Here is a 1,282-nt window from a genome sequence, read left to right on the forward strand (position 1 = left end):
GTGACCAAACGGAGACTGAAATGACGCTAAGTGATGGGCTACAAAGTAGCCTAAAGGAACATTTGAAGTGGAGCAAGCCGCGTTTAGGCTGCTTTGTCAGTTTATTGCTGGCGTTGCTGCAAGTGAAGCAGATGAATCTGACACTGCTTGTCCTGGCGATTAATGACACAACCCAGCTGGAATCACGCTACCGGCGGTTGCAACGCTTTTTCCAGTTCACTCGCTTTGACTACGATGCGATTGCACGAATGATTATGCAGATGTTCGGATTTAACGAACAGCCGTTTTATTTGACACTGGATCGAACCAATTGGAAATGGGGACAGAAAAACCTCAACATCCTTTTTCTAGCGGTCGTTTATAAAGGAACAGCGATTCCCATTTACTGGTTAGTGTTAAACAAGCAAGGCAACTCGAATCAGCGTGAACGTATTGCCCAGATGAATCGGTTCATTAGCCAGTTCGGAAGCCACTCGATTCAGGGTATTCTGGGAGATCGCGAGTTTATTGGCCAGCACTGGTGGGAGTGGTTACACACTCATAACATTCCTTTTTTCATGCGGATGAAAGCCAGCCAGCATTATCTGGACAAGCAAGGCCGATCACGAGCGGTTCGCCACTTATTTAGTGATCTAAAGCCGGGCAATGCCCGCATTTTGCGCAAGCCGAGACGCGTGAGTGGTCAGGCTATTTACCTGAGCGGGCTTAGGCTTGAGGGTGGAGAGTTATTGATCATCGCCAGCAATCAGTTTGAGTCAAAGCCCTTTGATATTTATGGCAGGCGATGGCAAATCGAAACGTTGTTCCAGTGCCTGAAAGGCCGTGGGTTCAACATGGAAGTTACCCGTCTGACGCATTACTTTCGAATTAAGAAGATGGTGGCTTTACTGGTGATTGGGTTTTGTTGGGCGCATAAAACAGGTGAATGGAAGCACAAAATGATTAAGCCGTTACGTGTTAAAAATCATGGCCGCCTTGAGAAAAACCTGTTCCGCTATGGCCTGGATCACCTGACCGATCAGTTGATATCAGGTGCGTTGGATGCACTGGAGACTAGTCGCTTATTATTGTTGTTTCTGTGCCCACCTGACTGGTTGGAACCTACTAAATCAACGAATGGCTATGGTTTTTCAATCGTGGATTTCTAAATTGTCGTGTACAGAGATAAACAAAGACTTTATGATAATCTTGTCATGTTGCAGCAATATTGCTGTCAGTTGTTAATGACATAATGAACCTACTTCAACGAAACAACTTCGGAAAAACATTATGAAACAGTGTA

1 protein-coding gene is annotated in these 1,282 nt (G+C 45.4%); it reads left to right on the top strand.

What is annotated here, in order from left to right:
- Positions 1 to 1,148: IS4 family transposase (locus tag DKW60_RS17215; protein WP_109838907.1), on the top strand; the 1,148-nt coding region annotated here is incomplete at its 5' end.
- Between the last annotated feature and the right edge of the window lie 134 nt (positions 1,149 to 1,282).

It is taken from the genome of Leucothrix pacifica, assembly GCF_003172875.1.
Classification (GTDB): Bacteria; Pseudomonadota; Gammaproteobacteria; order Thiotrichales; family Thiotrichaceae; genus Leucothrix; species Leucothrix pacifica.